Origin of the sequence: Gordonia sp. CNJ-863 (genome assembly GCF_001942325.1) — a bacterium.
In the GTDB taxonomy this organism is placed as follows: Bacteria; Actinomycetota; Actinomycetes; order Mycobacteriales; family Mycobacteriaceae; genus Gordonia; species Gordonia alkanivorans.
In genome coordinates, this window is record NZ_MKKG01000033.1 from 263,910 (window position 1) to 280,223 (window position 16,314).

Genomic DNA, 16,314 nt, shown 5'->3' on the forward strand with positions numbered 1-16,314 from the left:
TCAACCCTCGGTTGACGATTGGTGTGTTAGGGGGCCGGACGCAAGACCGACCATCGTTGACAGAGATGGAAACCGTCGTGACGATGGATGCGGAGATTCGCCCAAGACGCCGCCGCACACTCCTTCGTTTGCCACGGGAGGCTTTCCAGTGAGCATCACCGAACCCACCGTCCGCCCCGATCCGCGATCGGGAGCGGGGTCCCCGGATGTCGAACCCCCTGGAGTGGACGCGGGCGGTTCCGACACCGTCCGCCGCTTCCTCGACGTGCGATCGCGGACCGATGCTCTCGCCGAACGGCTCTCGCCGGAAGACCAGACGCCGCAGTCGATGACCGAGGCGAGTCCCGCGAAATGGCATCGGGCGCATGTCACCTGGTTCTTCGAGGAGTTCATCCTCCGCCGGGACCCGGGCTACACGGTCTACGACGAGACGTTCCGGTACCTGTTCAACAGCTACTACGAGACGGTGGGAGAACGGCATCCTCGTTCCGATCGCGGCCTGGTGACCCGACCGGGCGTGCGCGACGTGACGCGGTATCGCGAACACGTGGACGCGGCGATGGTCGCGGCCCTCGAGTCCGGCCGACTCGACGACGCCGCACTCGACCTCGTCGAACTGGGCTGCAATCACGAACAACAGCACCAGGAACTGCTGCTCATGGACATCAAGCACCTGTTCTCGACGCACGCGTTCGGGCCGGTGTACGTCGACCGTGAACCCGATGTGCCCGGGGAGGTCGCGCCGATGGGCTGGCGTGAGTTCGCCGGCGGTGTGCACGAGGTCGGTGCTGTCGGAAGCGGATTCGCCTACGACAACGAGGGGCCCCGGCACCGTGTGTATCTCGAGGACTTCGCGGTGTCCGACCGGCTCGTGACCAACGCCGACTGGCTGGAGTTCATGGCCGACGACGGATACCGACGCCACGAGTTCTGGCTCTCCGACGGGTGGGGCACGGTCAACCAAACAGGCTGGCATGCACCGGGTTACTGGCGCGAAGAGGACGGTGGCTGGACCACTTTCACCTTGTCCGGGCGCCGCCCGGTCGTGCCCGACGAGCCGGTGACCCATGTGTCCTTCTACGAGGCCGACGCCTACGCCCGCTGGGCCGGCGCGCGCCTCCCCACCGAATTCGAATGGGAGGTCGCCGCGGGAACACTCGGCGACGCGCGTGGCCGGCTCCTCGACCCTGGCCGATGTCATCCCGGTCGGGCCGGTTCGGCGATGGTCGGTGACGTCTGGGAGTGGACGGCCAGCGCGTACCTGCCCTACCCGGGATTCGTCCCGGCGAACGGGGCGGTGGGCGAGTACAACGGCAAGTTCATGTCCGACCAGCACGTCCTGCGCGGCGCGAGCGCGGTGACCCCGGCCGGCCACGAGCGGATCACCTACCGGAACTTCTTCCCCGCTGCGTCGCGGTGGGTGTTCTCGGGACTGCGGCTCGCCCGATGACTCTTGCCGCGGATGCACTTTCGGGGTTGTGGCAGGACCCGCCGACGCTGCCCACCAAATGGCTCTACGACGAGCGCGGGAGCAAGCTCTTCGACGAGATCACCCGGCTGCCCGAGTACTACCCGACGCGTCGTGAGACCGCGATCCTGCGCGCGCGTGCGGCCGAGATCGCCGATGCCACACAGGCGCAGGTGATGGTCGAACTGGGTTCGGGCACCTCCACCAAGACCCGGCTGTTGCTCGATGCCTTCAGCGCCGCCACCCCTGACGCCGAGCGATTCACCTACGTACCGGTCGATGTCAGCACCGAGATGCTCACGACCACGGCCGACGTGCTGTCCGCGGACTACCCGGGTATCGACGTCGTCCCGGTGGTCGCGGACTTCACCGAACCCGATCTGCGTCTGCCCGACGCCGACGGCCCCCGCCTCGCCGTGTTCCTCGGCGGCACCATCGGGAACTTCGACCCCGACGCGCGGCGCGCGTTCTATCAAGGCCTGGCGAAGGCGCTCTCGCCCGGCGACTTCTTCCTGCTCGGCACCGACCTCGTCAAAGACACCGGCCGGCTCGTCGCCGCCTACGACGACAGGGCCGGTGTCACAGCCGATTTCAACCGCAACCTCATCGAGGTCCTGCGGACCGGGCTCGACGCCCGCGGCCTGTACGCCGACGACTTCGAACACATCGCGCGATGGAACCCGCGCGAACACCGCATCGAGATGTGGCTGCGCGCCCGCCGGGACATCGACGCCTACTTCGAGGTCCTGGGCCGGGCGTGGCGGCTGCCGGCCGGCACCGAGATCCACACCGAGATCAGCACGAAGTTCGAGCCCGACGCACTGCGCGACGAACTGGAATCCGCCGGACTCCAGGTGGTCACCGTGTGGACCGACCCGGCCGGGGATTTCGCGCTCACGCTCAGTCGGCGCTGAGACCGCTCACCCCTCGGCGAGCAGCTCGCGCACCCGCGGGATGACCTTCGTGCCGTACAGCTCGACGCTGCGCATCAGCTGTGTATGGCCCAGGGTGCCGTGGGAGTACTTCATGTCGAAACGACTCAGCCCGAGAGCCTTCGATGTCGAGGCGATCTTGCGGGCGACGGTCTCCGGCGATCCGACGAACAGTGCACCGTCGGGCCCGGTGGACCGCTCGAACTCGAAACGGCTGGGCGGTGGCCACCCTCGTTCGCGCCCGATCCGCGCCACGTATCCCCGATAGTGCGGCCACAACTCCTCGCGTGCCTGCTCGTCGGTGTCGGCGACGTGTCCCGGGCAGTGCACGCCGACCGGGAGGGCGTCCTTCTCCAAGTCGGCGAGAGCGCGGTGGTAGAGGTCGACATAGGGGCGGAAGCGGAGCGGGTCGCCGCCGATGATTGCCAGCATCAGCGGAAGCCCGTACGACGCTGCGCGCACCACGGATTCGGGGCTGCCGCCCACTGCGATCCACGTGGGCAGCGGGGGATTCTCGAGCTGGGGGAACACGGGCTGAGCGCGTAGCGGGCCGCGCGTCGAGCCGGACCAGGTGACGGGGTTGCCGGTGCGCAGTTCGGCGAAGAGGGAGAGTTTGTCGGCGAACAGCTCTTCGTAATCGGAGAGGTCGTAGCCGAAAAGAGGGAACGACTCGGTGAACGAGCCGCGGCCGAGGATCACCTCGGCGCGGCCCGAGGAGAGGGCATCGACGGTCGAGAACCGCTGGAACACACGGATCGGGTCGTCGGAGCTCAGGACGGTCACGGCCGATCCCAGGCGCATCCGGCTGGTGCGCGCGGCGATGGCGCCGAGGACCACCTCGGGTGCGGACACGGAGTAGTCCGCGCGGTGATGTTCGCCGACGCCGAGGAAGTCGACGCCGACCTCGTCGGCCAGGACCGCCTGGTCGAGCACGTCGCGCAGGGTCTGCGCGTCGGAAAGCGGGCTGCCATCGGGTGCCGCGGTGATGTCACCGAAGGTGTCCAAGCCCAACTCGAGTTCATGCCTGGCCGTGTGTGATTCCATCGCGTCTCTCTTTTGTCGGTTCCTGGCACAACTTCTCTTACGCGGCAAAAGGTGCACGACCGCTCACGTGTTACTACTTCTCACGGCAACTTTCGCCCGACACGCATTACCGAGGGTATTGCTGTGACATGCTTCTATCCGTCAGGGGACCATTCGGTATGGTCCCTTTCTTCTAGAGACCGGAGACCTTCATGTGGGACTCATTCTGGGACTTCATCTGGTACACCGTCGTCATCTTCGCGTTCGTCGCGTACCTGATCGTCCTGTGGCACATCATCACCGACCTGTTCCGTGACAAGAAGGCGTCGGGGTGGCAGAAGGCGGTCTGGGTGGTCTTCCTGATCATCTTCCCGTACATCACCGCCATCGTGTACCTGCTGGCGAAGGGCAAGGGTATGGCCGAACGTCAGCGCGAGGCCTTCACCGAGGCCAAGCAGGCGTCGGACGAGTACATCAAGTCGGTGGCGGGAACCTCTTCGACCCAGCAGATCACCGAGGCGAAGGCTCTCCTCGACTCCGGTGCCATCACCCCCGAAGAGTTCGAGCACCTCAAGGCGAAGGCTCTCGGCGGAGCGGCTTGAGTCACGCTACGGTCGGGTGACACCGACCTGACGACGACCTGGAGCCGCGGTGATCGGATACCTGTGTAAACGCATCGCGGCCTGGGCTGTCCTCGTCTTCCTCGCAACCAATCTGACCTATTTCCTGGCCACCTGGTTCCTCGACCCCCGATCCAATTACGCCGTCCGGCGACCCCCGTTGCCGGAGAGCGTCGTCGACGCCACGCTGTCCTCCCACAACCTCAACGACAAGACCCCGCTGGTCGAACGTTGGTGGAACTGGCTGACCGGCGTGGTGTTGCACTGGGATTGGGGGTCGACGCCGGTCGGTGAGAGCGTCAACAGCGAGATCGGTTTCCGGCTGGTCTCCTCGGTGCAGCTGCTCGCCGCCGCCACCGTCATCTCCACCCTGCTGGGTATCGCCCTGGGCGTCTACACGGCCCTCCGCCAGTACAAGCTCGCCGACCGTGCGTGGCAGTTCATCTCGATAGCGATGATCAACCTGCCGGTTCCCGTCGTCGGCCTGGGCATCGTGCTCGCCGCCATCTCGCTCAATCAGTCCCTCGGCCACAGCGTCGTCTACGTCTCCGGGGCCGCCAGCGTGGGGGTCGAGGGATTTTTCCCGGTGCTGCTGGACCGCATCCAGCACCTCATCCTCCCGACCATCACCCTGGTCGTGATCCAGTACGCCGGACTGCATCTGCTCCAGCGTTCGATGGTGCTCGACACCATCAACGCCGACTATGTCCGCACGGCACGTGCGAAGGGACTCACCCGTGGGGTGGCGGTTCGACGACATGCGTTGCGCACGGCCATCATCCCGGTTGCGGTCGGCATCGCCTTCGCGATCCCCGCGGTGTTCACCGGCGCGGTCCTCACCGAGACCATCTTCGGCTGGGAGGGGATGGGCCGGTACTTCGTCACCTCGATCAACACCAACGACATCCACGGCGTCGTCGCCGTCGCCGCATTCGGTGCCCTGGCCACCGCGGTCGGTGCGATCCTCGCCGACCTCGCCGTGGTCTACCTCGATCCGAGAGTCCGGGTGAGCTGAGATGGCGATGATGCCGCCGGAACCGCGCGGGCCGCAGTCCGGTCACCTCGACGCGACCGCCCCGATCATGGGTGAGACAGGCGGTGTCCTCGACGAATCGGACACCGCGTCGGCGCCACTGGCCCGGCGGCGCAGCGGCCGGGTCAAGATCTTCGCCAGACGGTACGCGCGCAACCGGTCCGCGCTGCTGGGCCTGGCCATCTTCGTCCTGCTCGTGCTGTTCGGCGTCTTCGGCGGACTGTTCACCGCGTACTCCTACACCGACACCGATTTCCTGGCGATCGGCTTCCCGCCGTCGACGCACGGGTCGGATGGCGCCCACTGGTTCGGTACCAACGACGCCGGCAACGATCTGTACGCGCAGGTGGTGCACGGACTCCAACGTTCGCTGACGATCGCCCTGGCCGTGTCGATCGGGACGACCGCGATCGCCGCGTTCCTCGGCGGGCTCGCCGCCTACTTCGGCGGTTGGGTGCAGCGCGTCGTGCTGGGCGTTGTCTACCTGCTCCTCGTGGTGCCGACGTTCCTCATCCTCGCCCTGGTCTCCAACAGCACCGGTGGTGACTGGCGGTGGTTGATCGTCGTGCTCATCGCGTTCGGCTGGATGATGCTGGCGCGCGTGATCCATTCCCTGGCGCTGACCGTCCGCGAGCGCGACTATGTCGCCGCCGCAAAGTATCTGGGCGTGTCCCCGGTGACCATCATCCTCCGGCACATCCTGCCCAACATCGCGTCGTTGCTGGTCATCAACTTCGCCCTCGGCGTGGTGGCCGCGGTGCTCGCCGAGACCGGGCTGTCGTTCCTCGGGTTCGGTGTGAAGATCCCCGACGTCACCCTCGGCTCACTGCTGCAGGCGGGTGCCGGGACGCTGGCCGCGTCGCCGTGGCTGTTCTGGTTCCCCGCGGCCGCGCTGGCGCTCCTCACGGTCTCGATGGCGCTCATCGCCGATGGCCTGCGCGACGCCTTCGACCCTTCGTCGAGTGGAGGTGCCCGTCGATGACGAATCCCGATGCGGTGCTGACGGTCCGGGACCTGACAGTGGATTTCGGCAGCGAGGCAGGCGTCGTCGCCGCCGTCCGCGGTCTCGACTTCGACCTGCGGGCCGGCCGGACCACCGCCATCGTCGGCGAATCCGGATCAGGGAAATCGGTGTCGGCACTGGCGGTTTCGGGACTGCTACCGGACAGTGCGCACATCAGCGGATCGGTCGCACTGCGGGGTCGAGAACTGATCGGGTTGTCGGACAAGAAGATGTCCGCGGTCCGGGGTTCGGAGATCGCGATGGTCTTCCAGGACCCGCTGTCGTCGCTGACCCCGGTGTTCACCGTGGGAGCGCAGATCTCCGAGGCGCTGCGGGCCCATCAGTCCATCACCGCCAAACAGGCCTGGTCGCGCTCGGTCGAACTGCTCGACCTGGTCGGGATCGGCGATCCGCAGCGACGCGCCAGGGCTTTTCCGCACGAGTTGTCCGGCGGGATGCGGCAGCGTGTGATGATCGCGATGGCGATCGCCAACGACCCGTCGGTGATCATCGCCGACGAACCGACCACCGCGCTCGACGTGACCATCCAGGCACAGATCCTCGATGTGCTGGCCACGGCGCGACGGGAGAGCGGCGCCGCGATGCTGTTGATCACGCACGATCTCGGCGTCGTCGCGGGTCATGCCGACGATGTAGTGGTGATGTACGCCGGGCGGGCGGTGGAGACCGCCGACGTCGACACGCTCTTCGGCGGACCGCGGATGCCGTACACGATCGGATTGCTGGGAGCGGTGCCGCGGGTGGACCATCGGACCGATGCACTCATCCCCATCCCTGGGACGCCGCCGCTTCTCATCGACGTGGCAGACCGATGTCAGTTCGCGCCACGGTGTCCCGTCGCGATCGACGACTGCCGCGGGAGCGAACCGGCGCTGGCGGAGGTGGCCGGCGGCCACCGAGCGGCGTGTATCCGTGTAGGGGAGATCGACGGCGACGGCCGGATCGGTGGTGAGCCGGTGTTCCCGCCGCCCGGTGTGCCGGCGGCGTCGACGGCAGTGATCGACCGGCAGGAACGCGCGACCGTCCTCGATGTGGTGGACATGACCAAGGTCTTCCCGCTGACGAGCGGTTTCCTCAAGCGTCGGGTGGGTTCGGTGCGGGCCGTCAACGGGATCAGCTTCGACATCCGGAGCGGTGAGTCGATGGCCCTCGTCGGAGAGTCGGGCAGCGGCAAGTCGACGACACTGCTGGAGATCATGGACTTCGCGCAGCCCGAGGGCGTCGTCCGGATCGGCGGGGTGGACCCGGCGGCGGTCCGTTCACGTGAGGCCCGCGCGTTGCGCCAGAAGACGTCGATCGTCTTCCAGGACCCGTCGGATGCGCTCGACCCTCGGTTCACCGCCTTCGACATCATCGCCGAACCGCTTCGCGCGCTGGAGGTCCCGAGAGCGGAGACGGAGGAAAAGGTCACGGGTCTCATGCGGCGAGTCGGGCTGGATCCCGTTCACGCCGACCGTTTCCCCGCCGCCTTCTCCGGAGGCCAGCGACAACGTCTCGCCATCGCGCGGGCACTCGCCACCGACCCCGATCTGATCGTCCTCGACGAGCCGCTGTCGGCCCTCGACGTCTCGGTGCAGGCGGACGTCGTCAACCTGATCCGCCACCTCCAAGCCGACGGCGACGTGGCGTATCTGGTTGTCGCCCACGATCTCTCCGTGGTCCGACATCTCGCCGACCGCGTCGCGGTGATGTATCTGGGTTCGATCGTGGAGTCCGGGCCCACCGAGGCGGTCTTCGCCGAACCCGCGCATCCCTACACCCGGGCACTCTTGTCGGCAGTGCCCATTCCGGACCCGCGCGTCGAACGCGAGCGGCAGCGCATCGTCCTGACCGGCGAACAGCCCAGTGCGACAGACGAGATCGTCGGATGCAGTTTCACCACCAGGTGCCCGTTGCACGCCCGGCTCGGCGAGGAGCGTCGCGAGCGGTGTCGGACGGTCGTACCCCTACTGCGGCCGACGGATCAGCACGGTGCTCCTGCTGTCGACCACAGAGCGGCATGCCATTTCCTGGAGGTGGACCGGTGAAGCGCTGGTCGGTGATCATCGCCGCGATGGCCGTGACCATCGCCTGCATCACCGGTTGCGGTGCCGCGATCGACACCGGGGCGGTGAAGACCGAAGGAGCCTCGCTCAACCTGCAACCCCGGGAGAATCTCGAGGACGGCGGCAGTCTCACGACCGTGCTCGCGGAGGTGTCGGCCCAGTGGAACACCTTCCACGCCGACGGCAACGCCTACACCCTGGCCTTGTGGCGCTGGTACAACCCGGTGCTCGCCTACTTCTCGCCGGACGGGCAGTACGCGCCGAATCCCGACTACCTCACCGACGTCCGTACCGAGGTCGTCGGCCGGGACACCGTGGTCACCTACACCATCAACCCGAAGGCCTTCTTCAACGACGGCACACCGATCGACTTCCGCGCCTTCGTCGAGACCTGGCGCACGAGCCGGGGCATCGACGATCGCTACATCGTCAGCTCTACCGACGGGTACAGCCAGATCGCCTCGGTCACCCGCGGCGCCGACGACCGTGAGGTCGTCGTGCGCTTCGACGGCGTCTACGCCTGGCCCGACGGCCTGTTCAACGTCGTGCTCCACCCGAAGGCCGCCGATCCCGACGTCTACAACGAGGGCTATGTCCGGAAGCCGCATCCCGAATGGGGCGCCGGGCCGTTCACGATCGCCTCCTACGACGCCGACAACGGGACCGTCGTCTTCGAACGAAATCCCAAGTGGTGGGGGAAACCCGGCAAACTCGACCGACGGATCTTCCGGCAGATGGAGTCCCAGGCGGCGCTCAACGCCTTCCAGAACGGCGAGATCGACGCGACCGGGGTGGCCGCCAAAGACGCGCGCGCGCGGGCACTCACGATGAACGGCATCGACATTCGCACCGCGGCCGCACCGCAGCAGTCGTTGCTGGTGCTCAACCTCGACACCCCGATCCTGTCCGATCGGCGCGTCCGTGAGGCCGTGCTCTCCGCCGTCGACCGGGAGACGCTGTCGCGCATCAGGTTCACCGGCCTCAACTACACGGAGGAACTCCCCGGTTCGTTGTCGCTGTACCCGTTCCAGCCGGGATACGAGGACAACCTGTCGGACGTGTTGTCCTACGACCCGGCGAAAGCCGAGGAACTGCTCGACCGGTCGGGGTGGACCGAGGGTGGGGACGGCATCCGCAGCAAGGACGGGAGACGGCTGTCGCTGGAGTTGCCCAACATCGGCGACGACACCACGACCCAGAACCTGTCACGCGCGCTCCAGGCGATCCTGAAGAAGGTGGGCGTCGACCTCGCTGTCCGCCAACGCCCGTCGGCCGACTTCTCGCAGGTGGTGGTCAACAAGGAGTTCGACGTGCTCCTGCTCGGCTTCTCGTCGAGCGACCCCTTCGGCATGGCCTACTTCTGTCAGGTGTGGTGCATGGGGTCCCAGCTGAACCCCGCCGGTGCCGGGTCCCCGGAACTCGACGCACAGATCCGTGCGATGTCGAGGATCGGCGACCCGATGGCCCAGATCAAAGCCGGGAACGAACTCGAGCGCGAGGCCTTCGCGCAGTTCTCCAACCTCCCCCTCTTCAACGGTCCGTCCATGGTCGCGGTGAAGGAAGGGCTCGCCAATTACGGAGCGGGACAGTTCTATGTCGGTCCCATCGAGGACATCGGCTGGGAGAAGTAGGTCTGCGCCAACTCTCCCGCGGTGCCGTTTCCTTCCCGCGGGCGCTAGCCGGCACGCGGGAAGGAAACAGAATCGCGGGACCGAAGTGCGTATCGGCGAGATCGTTCGCTCGGCGGTGCGTCAGTAGGGGCCGCTCACCCGCCACAGCGGGTTCACCGGGCCGTGGCCGGCGCCGAGCGGATAGGCGGCGGCCAGGCCGCGGGTGACCCACTTCTTCGCGAAGCAGACTGCGTCGGGCACCGAATAGCCGTGTGCCAGGGCGCAGGTGATCGCCGCGGCGAGGGTGTCACCCGCGCCGTGGTCGTGGGCGGTGTCGATGCGCTCGTGGTTGAGCTCGATGAACTCCGCGCCGTCGTAGAGCAGGTCGGGGGAGTGGTCGCTCGACCGCAGGTGGCCTCCCTTGACGAGCGCCCACGCGGGTCCGAGATCGAACAGCGCCTTCGCTGCGTCGCGCTGAGAGTCGGTGTCGACGACGTCGATGCCGGTGATGAGGCGCACCTCGTCGAGGTTGGGCGTCACCACCGTTGCCAGCGGGAAGAGGTTGTCGCGCAGGGTGTCCAGGGCGGAGTCGGCGAGTAGTTGATTCCCGTGCATCGAGGCGCACACCGGGTCGACGACCAGCGGCGAGGAACCGTCGCGACCGATACCGCTCGCCGAGCACTGCGCGACGACGGCGTCGATGATCGGTGCAGACGCCAGCATGCCGGTCTTGGCGGCGCCGACGCCGATGTCGTCGGCGACCGTGGCGATCTGGGCGGCGACGGTCTCCGGTGCGATCTCCTGGAAACCGGTGACGCCCAGCGAGTTCTGCACGGTGACCGCGGTGACCGCGACACAGCCGTGAAGGCCGAGCAGCGCGAAGGTGCGCAGGTCGGCCTGGATGCCGGCACCACCGCCGGAATCCGATCCGGCGATGGTCATCACGCGGACCGGGGTCTCTCCCGGTGCTGCGACGGGCAGCAACTCGACGTCGGTCACGCAGAACCTCCGGGACCGGTTTCGAGCGGCAGGTACACGCGGTTGCCCGCCTCGGCGAACTCGGCCGACTTCGCCGCCATCCCTTCGGCGATCTTGCGGTCGATGTCTTCGGCGGTCACCAGGTTGTTCTCCTCCGCGTAGGCGCGCACGTCGGCGGAGATCCGCATCGAGCAGAACTTGGGACCGCACATCGAGCAGAAGTGCGCGGTCTTCGCGGGCTCGGCCGGCAGGGTCTCATCGTGATACTCGCGGGCGGTGTCCGGGTCGAGGGCGAGGTTGAACTGGTCGACCCAACGGAACTCGAAGCGCGCCTTGCTCAATGCGTCATCACGTTCCTGCGCCCGCGGATGGCCCTTCGCGAGATCCGCCGAGTGGGCCGCGATCTTGTAGGTGATGACGCCGACCTTCACGTCGTCCCGGTCGGGCAGCCCGAGGTGCTCCTTGGGTGTGACGTAGCAGAGCATGGCCGTGCCCGCCTGGGCGATCATCGCCGCGCCGATGGCGGAGGTGATGTGGTCGTAGGCGGGTGCGATGTCGGTGGCGAGGGGGCCGAGCGTATAGAACGGCGCCTCCTCGCAGAGTTCTTCTTCGAGACGCACGTTCTCGACGATCTTGTGCATCGGGATGTGTCCCGGGCCCTCGATCATCACCTGCACGCCATGGGATTTCGCGATGGAGGTCAGTTCGCCGAGGGTGCGCAGTTCGGCGAACTGGGCCTCGTCGTTGGCGTCGGCGATCGACCCCGGACGCAGTCCGTCGCCGAGGGAGAAGGTGATGTCGTAGCGGCGGAAGATCTCGCACAGTTCGTCGAAGTGCGTGTACAGGAACGATTCTTCGTGGTGCGCCAGGCACCAGGCGGCCATGATCGATCCGCCCCGCGAGACGATGCCGGTGACCCGCCGGGCGGTCAGCGGCACGTAGCGGAGAAGCACCCCGGCATGCACCGTCATGTAGTCGACACCCTGCTCGGCCTGCTCGATCACGGTGTCGCGGTAGATCTCCCACGTGAGAGCGACGGGATCGCCGTTCACCTTCTCGAGGGCCTGATAGATCGGCACGGTCCCGACGGGGACGGGGGAGTTGCGCAGAATCCACTCCCGGGTGGTGTGGATGTCGGCGCCGGTGGACAGGTCCATGATGGTGTCGGCGCCCCATCGGGTGGCCCACACCATCTTCTCGACCTCGTCCGCGATCGAACTGCGCACCGCAGAATTGCCGATGTTCGCATTGATCTTCACCGCGAACCGCTTGCCGATGATCATCGGCTCCGACTCCGGATGACGATGGTTGGCCGGGATGACGGCGCGGCCGATGGCCACCTCGGAGCGGACCAGGTCGGGGTCGACGCCCTCCCGTGCCGCGATAAACCGCATCTCATCGGTGACGATCCCCGCTCGCGCCCAGGCGAGTTGGGTGCTCGCGCCGTCGACGGGTTCCGGGCGGTGCCACGCGTCCCGGGTCGGTGGCAGGCCGCGCTCCACGTCGATCACGGCATCGGGGTCGGTGTACGGCCCGGAGGTGTCGTAGACGTCGAGGTGTTCCCCGTTCGTCAGGTGGATTCGACGCTGCGGTACACGGAGGTGATCGACGGAGAGGTAGTGCTTGGAACTTCCCTCGATCGGCCCGGTGGTCAGACCGCCGTCTGTGAATGTCGCAGTGGTGGGTGCGGTGGATACACGTGTGCCCATGATGGTTCTCCCTACGCCGGCATTACCCGGACAGGTTCGAGCGGTCGGCGACCGCCCGTCGCCATCTCAGCCCTCGGTCATCGTGAGAGCCCCCGCGTGTGTAATTGTGTTGCGTTCGCCACCCTACAACGTCGGTCAACACCTGACGATGCGCCCAGATGCTCACTGCACCGGATCACCGGGAGGTCTCGGCAGTTACGGAACCGTAAGGTAGGGTGTGACCCTAGTCACAGGGGTCCTTGCGTCGAGCCGCGACGTCCTGCCGGTGACCCGCCACAGTGATCACGTAAGGAGATGTAGGTGTTACGCAAGAACCGGCATCGGCCGCCGCAGTCGGCGCGATCCATTCTGCAGCAGATCGCTCAGGTGGTGCACAACCCCGACCGCGAGAGGTTCGAACTCTGGGTCGCGGGGGATCTCGTCGGGGTGCTCGGCTACTCGATCGAGACCGTCGACGGTCAGACCACCATCACCGTTCTGCACACGGTTCTCTACGACGAATACAGCGGTCACGGGCTCGCCACGCGTCTCACCCGGACGGTCATCCACTTCGCCCGGGAACGCAACGCGCGGCTTCGGCCGGTGTGCTCGTTCACCAAGAACTATCTCGACCATCACCCGGGGATCGTCGAGCTCGCGCCGGTGTGAGCAGGCGGCTTCCGCGCGCCCGGGGTGCTGCTTGCCGGCGTTGGCGTTCTTATACGCCAGGGTGACCCGCGGCCGAGGTTTTGTACCCTCGGGCGACGACCTTGCGTGCCGATGCGGACGTATTGTTCGGCGGTGATCCCGCCCGGTTGTCGGGCCGACTGCTGCCACGGAAGCGAGAACGATGACCGAGACGGTCGAGTCCCTGTACAACCTCATCGACGGACAATGGGTCGACGGCGAGGACGCGCCCTTTGCCAGCGACAGCCCCGGTGACCCGAACGTCGTCGTGGCCGTGGGGCGTCGGGCGAGCATCCGCCAACTGGACGCCGCGGTCACCGCGGCCGGACGCAGCCTGGCCGAGTGGTCACGCCTGTCCACGCACGAACGCGGTGGGGTACTCGTGCAGGCTGCCGGCGTCCTGGAGCGCAATGCCGAGGAATGGGGCGCGGAACTCGCCCGCGAGGAGGGCAAGACGCTCGCCGAGGGTATCGGCGAGGTGCGGCGCGCCGCGCAGATCCTCCGCTACTACGGCGCCGACGGTGACCGCGAGGCCGGCGAGGTGTACTCGTCACCGCGCAAGGGTGAGCGAATCCTGGTGACGCGCAAACCGATCGGCACCATCGGTGTCATCACCCCGTTCAACTTCCCGATCGCGATCCCGGCGTGGAAGATCGCGCCGGCCCTCGTCTACGGCAACACCGTGGTATGGAAGCCGGCCGGCACCGTCCCGCTGCTCGCGTTCCGTTTGGCGCAGGCCCTGACCGAAGCCGGGCTCCCCGCCGGCGTAGTGAATCTGACGTTCGGCGACCGTGAGATCGGCGACGCCATCGTCCATCACACCGGCATCGACGCCATCACCTTCACCGGGTCGACCGGGGTCGGACGCGGTATCGCGGCCGCCGGCGCCGCGCGCGGCGTGCCGGTGCAGGCCGAGATGGGTGGCAAGAACGCCGCGATCGTCCTCGGTGACGCCGACCTCGACCTGGCGGTCCAGCAGATCCTGTTGGGAGCGTTCCGCTCCTCGGGCCAGAAGTGTACGGCCACATCGCGACTCGTCATCACCGAGGCGGTGGCCGACGAACTCCTCGCCGCACTGAGCAAGGCTGCCGCCGACCTGGTCGTCGGTGATCCCTTGGACCCCTCCACCGAGATGGGTCCGGTGATCACGGCCCCTGCCCGCGACGCCATCAGGGCCGGCATCCTTCGCGCAGTCGAGCAGGGTGCGACCGTGCTCACCGGGGGTGACCAGCCGCCCGTGGATACCCCCGAAGACGGATACTTCGTGTCCCCGACGATCCTGGAACTACCGTCCACGGACCTCGACGTGTGGCGCGACGAGCTCTTCGGTCCGGTCCTGGCGGTGGTCCGTGTGCCCTCGGTCTCCGAGGCGTTCCGGGTGGCCGGCGACGGCGAGTACGGGTTGTCCGCTGCACTTTTCACGCAGGATCTCACCCGTGCACTGGAGGCGGTCGACGACCTCGACGTCGGTATCCTGCACGTCAATTCGGAGTCGGCGGGCGCCGATCCCCATGTACCGTTCGGCGGAGCAAGAAAAGCGGGTACGGGCCCAAAGAGCAGGGACGTTCGGCGCGCGAGTTCTTCACCCACACCACCACGGTCTACCTCCGTGGTGGCGCGCCGCGCATCTGACGGCCGTCGACACCGATACGACCGCGCGTCAATCGGTCTCGAGGACGTCGAGGAGTTCGCGCGCTTTGACCGCTATCCACAGCTCGACCCGGACCTCGGCCGAGTCGAGGTCGCGGCCGAGGAGTTGGCCGACCTTGGCCAGCCGACTCCGCATGGTGTGTCGGTGTACGCCCAATTCGCTTGCGGCGCTCTCGATGTGTGCGTCGTGCCGGAGCCAGGTCCGTAGCGCGGTGACGAGATCCACCGACGAACCGTGTGCGGCGTCGTAATCCTCGAGTGGTCCCAGGACGATTCGCGACATCGCGGACAGTTCGCCGGGTGACCGTCCACTGAACAACATCGAGAAGGTACCCGTGTCCGAGAAGTCGACGACCGTCTCCTGCGTCGGGCCGAGGTGCAGGGCGGCCCTGGCCTGGCGGAGGCTCACGGCGGTTTCGGCGATCACGGCGGTCCCGCCTCGCCCGGCCCGCAGCGTCCGTTCCAGCCGGGCGCCGAGCCGCGCGACGAATTCGACAACCCAGTCCCGTCCGCGGTCGTCGGACACGACGAGCAGCAGACCCTCCCGTATCGGCGACAAGAGGTACGGAACTGATTGCCGTGTGATCAGATCGGCCGTTTCCCGAAGAGCCGGCAACGCCGGCCCGACGTTCGTCACCGTGATCGCGACGACGCGGGTGTCCTCGTCGAAGCCGAAGTACCGCAGCAGGCCCGCGTCGAGTTCGGGACCGAGGTTCACGAGTGCTTGCGTCACGACCGTCCGGAGCCGCTGTTCGGCGTCGATCACCTTCGCCGGCTTGCCCAGTTCGATCGACAGCAAAGCCACCGCGTGGGCCACGAGGAGTCGTTCCTCCGGCCGCAACGCCGCCGGCGACGCCACCGCCAGATACCCATGCGGCTCCCGGGCGACGGACACGCTCTGCACGAGGTACGTGGTGTGTTCGTCGGCGAAGGCAGAGCCGGCCTGTCGGCGGCGTCCCGAACCGCGTGCCACTGAACGCGCATGTTCGAGTGCCCGCGCCGCGTCAGGACCGTGGACCGAGAGTGCCCCGCCCTCGGCGTCGACGAGGACGACCGAGCACGAGAGGGCACGCCCGAGCGCGGTGACCAGATGCGGTATGCCGCCGCGGAGAAGATCGCGGGCGAACTTGTCCTGCTGGTCGACGACCTGCTGCACCGCGCGCACCCGATCGGCGGTCAGATCGTCGATCACGGCGCGGGTGACCGCGATGAACGGAGTGTGCGGTGGCACTGCGAGGACGGGCAGACCCAGTGCGTCGCCGGCGGCCCGGATGCCGTCAGGGACCGCGTCGAAGGTCATGCCGGTGTCGACGGCGAGTGCCGCCGCCCGCGCCTGCACCAGGCGGGCCACGTAGTCGAACTGTTCGGAGTCGGAAGGTCCGATCGCCAGGCCCGTGGTCATCACCAGTTCACCGCCGGTGATCCAGGGAGCGGGATCGGCGAGTTCGATGGCGTGTGCCCACTCGATGACCCGGTCGGCGCCGGCGTGACCTGCCACCAGCGTCAGGCCCAGGTCGGCGTTCTGGGACAGGCGCTGCACGGTCAGCGCCACGGCG

General features: G+C 67.4%; 12 protein-coding genes, 1 pseudogene and 1 riboswitch. Of the genes and pseudogenes, 9 read left to right on the forward strand and 4 right to left on the reverse strand.

The window, feature by feature from the left end; all coding sequences use genetic code 11:
- Window positions 1–148: 148 nt before the first annotated feature.
- Both egtB and egtD read left to right on the forward strand, forming a co-directional pair.
- The gene (gene egtB, locus BJF87_RS17090; RefSeq protein ID WP_035755258.1) at window positions 149–1,450 is read left to right on the forward strand and encodes an ergothioneine biosynthesis protein EgtB; all 1,302 of its coding nucleotides are present in this window, start codon (window positions 149–151) and stop codon (window positions 1,448–1,450) included.
- Window positions 1,447–2,382 (forward strand): L-histidine N(alpha)-methyltransferase, encoded by a 936-nt coding sequence (gene egtD, locus BJF87_RS17095; protein WP_006356911.1) that lies wholly within the window; start codon window positions 1,447–1,449, stop codon window positions 2,380–2,382. Before egtB ends, egtD begins: the two co-directional genes overlap by 4 nt.
- 6 nt (window positions 2,383–2,388) lie before the next feature.
- Here the strand turns inward: egtD and BJF87_RS17100 are convergent, their stop codons facing one another.
- Window positions 2,389–3,444 carry an LLM class flavin-dependent oxidoreductase gene (locus BJF87_RS17100; RefSeq protein ID WP_075863615.1) on the reverse strand — a complete coding sequence of 352 codons (1,056 nt, stop codon included), beginning with the start codon at window positions 3,442–3,444 and terminating at the stop codon, window positions 2,389–2,391.
- 191 nt (window positions 3,445–3,635) lie between these two features.
- On the opposite strand from BJF87_RS17100, the gene BJF87_RS17105 reads away from it, so the two are divergent.
- From BJF87_RS17105 to BJF87_RS17125, 5 genes are read left to right on the forward strand one after another with little or no spacing between them, the layout of a single operon-like run.
- Window positions 3,636–4,025 carry an SHOCT domain-containing protein gene (locus tag BJF87_RS17105; protein WP_075863616.1) on the forward strand — a complete coding sequence of 130 codons (390 nt, stop codon included), beginning with the start codon at window positions 3,636–3,638 and terminating at the stop codon, window positions 4,023–4,025.
- 49 nt (window positions 4,026–4,074) lie between these two features.
- Entirely contained in the window at window positions 4,075–5,058 is a 984-nt protein-coding gene (locus BJF87_RS17110) for an ABC transporter permease (RefSeq protein WP_075863617.1), read from the forward strand.
- A 1-nt stretch (window position 5,059) separates the two neighbouring features.
- A complete protein-coding gene (locus BJF87_RS17115) occupies window positions 5,060–6,058 on the forward strand; it encodes an ABC transporter permease (RefSeq protein WP_006356935.1) in 999 nt (332 codons plus the stop codon).
- On the forward strand, window positions 6,055–8,127 hold the full coding sequence (locus tag BJF87_RS17120; RefSeq protein ID WP_075863618.1) for an ABC transporter ATP-binding protein: 2,073 nt from the start codon (window positions 6,055–6,057) through the stop codon (window positions 8,125–8,127). The genes BJF87_RS17115 and BJF87_RS17120 overlap by 4 nt, the downstream gene beginning before the upstream one ends.
- Window positions 8,124–9,776, forward strand: coding sequence for an ABC transporter family substrate-binding protein (locus tag BJF87_RS17125; RefSeq protein ID WP_075863619.1), 1,653 nt, complete (start codon window positions 8,124–8,126; stop codon window positions 9,774–9,776). Before BJF87_RS17120 ends, BJF87_RS17125 begins: the two co-directional genes overlap by 4 nt.
- Before the next feature lie 120 nt (window positions 9,777–9,896).
- On the opposite strand, the gene thiD is transcribed toward BJF87_RS17125, so the two are convergent.
- Window positions 9,897–10,754, reverse strand: coding sequence for a bifunctional hydroxymethylpyrimidine kinase/phosphomethylpyrimidine kinase (gene thiD, locus BJF87_RS17130; protein ID WP_075863620.1), 858 nt, complete (start codon window positions 10,752–10,754; stop codon window positions 9,897–9,899).
- Window positions 10,751–12,442, reverse strand: a complete 1,692-nt coding sequence (gene thiC / locus BJF87_RS17135; protein WP_006356939.1) for a phosphomethylpyrimidine synthase ThiC — start codon at window positions 12,440–12,442, stop codon at window positions 10,751–10,753. Before thiC ends, thiD begins: the two co-directional genes overlap by 4 nt.
- A riboswitch (TPP riboswitch) is annotated at window positions 12,434–12,548 on the reverse strand. It overlaps the preceding gene by 9 nt.
- Window positions 12,549–12,742: 194 nt before the next feature.
- Between thiC and BJF87_RS17140 the strand changes: the two genes are divergently transcribed.
- Both BJF87_RS17140 and BJF87_RS17145 read left to right on the forward strand, forming a co-directional pair.
- Window positions 12,743–13,090 carry a GNAT family N-acetyltransferase gene (locus BJF87_RS17140; RefSeq protein WP_006356940.1) on the forward strand — a complete coding sequence of 116 codons (348 nt, stop codon included), beginning with the start codon at window positions 12,743–12,745 and terminating at the stop codon, window positions 13,088–13,090.
- Between the two features lie 181 nt (window positions 13,091–13,271).
- Window positions 13,272–14,740 (forward strand): annotated as a pseudogene (locus BJF87_RS17145) (aldehyde dehydrogenase family protein).
- Window positions 14,741–14,768: 28 nt separating this feature from the next.
- Here the strand turns inward: BJF87_RS17145 and BJF87_RS17150 are convergent.
- Window positions 14,769–16,310: a PucR family transcriptional regulator gene (locus BJF87_RS17150; protein WP_075863621.1), complete on the reverse strand. Its 1,542-nt coding sequence runs from the start codon at window positions 16,308–16,310 to the stop codon at window positions 14,769–14,771.
- Between the last annotated feature and the right edge of the window lie 4 nt (window positions 16,311–16,314).

What these genes read in the sequence shown, in the direction of transcription:
- egtD (WP_006356911.1), top strand. Translation starts at nt 1,447, where the DNA reads ATGACTCTTGCCGCGGATGCACTTTCGGGGTTGTGGCAGGACCCGCCG.
- BJF87_RS17100 (WP_075863615.1), bottom strand. Translation starts at nt 3,444, where the DNA reads ATGGAATCACACACGGCCAGGCATGAACTCGAGTTGGGCTTGGACACC.
- BJF87_RS17105 (WP_075863616.1), top strand. Translation starts at nt 3,636, where the DNA reads ATGTGGGACTCATTCTGGGACTTCATCTGGTACACCGTCGTCATCTTC.
- BJF87_RS17115 (WP_006356935.1), top strand. Translation starts at nt 5,060, where the DNA reads ATGGCGATGATGCCGCCGGAACCGCGCGGGCCGCAGTCCGGTCACCTC.
- BJF87_RS17120 (WP_075863618.1), top strand. Translation starts at nt 6,055, where the DNA reads ATGACGAATCCCGATGCGGTGCTGACGGTCCGGGACCTGACAGTGGAT.
- thiC (WP_006356939.1), bottom strand. Translation starts at nt 12,442, where the DNA reads ATGGGCACACGTGTATCCACCGCACCCACCACTGCGACATTCACAGAC.